Source organism: Pseudomonas sp. NPDC087639, from assembly GCF_044743385.1.
Classification (GTDB): Bacteria; Pseudomonadota; Gammaproteobacteria; order Pseudomonadales; family Pseudomonadaceae; genus Aquipseudomonas.
The window spans coordinates 1-298 of the sequence record NZ_JBIUWI010000021.1 but is presented as its reverse complement, the minus strand read 5'-3'; the positions used below and the strand labels follow the sequence as shown (position 1 = coordinate 298).

General features: G+C 61.4%; 1 pseudogene. It reads right to left on the bottom strand.

Going from position 1 to position 298, the window contains the following annotated elements:
• A pseudogene (locus tag ACIOVB_RS11340) lies at positions 1-298 on the bottom strand (phosphoenolpyruvate carboxykinase (ATP)); the annotation flags it as partial.

The window sequence follows — 298 nt, the reverse complement described above, 5'->3', positions numbered from 1 at the left end:
CGCATTTCAGTCGATCCCACGAGTGCGGTGTATGAGGACTGGATGTGGTACGCCGCTTGTTCTTCGTTGAGGATCGACACTGGCGGCAGTACGCCGGTCAGGTCGCAGGTCAGGAAGATCACAGCGTTTGGCTCGCCGCCCAGGTTGTGCTCGGAACGCTTGGCAACGTGTTCCAGCGGGTACGCGGCGCGGCTGTTCTGAGTCAGGCTGACATCGGCGTAGTCGGCGTGCTTGGCGTCGTCGATGACGACGTTTTCCAGCACGGCGCCGTGCTTGATGGCTTTCCAGATGACCGGCT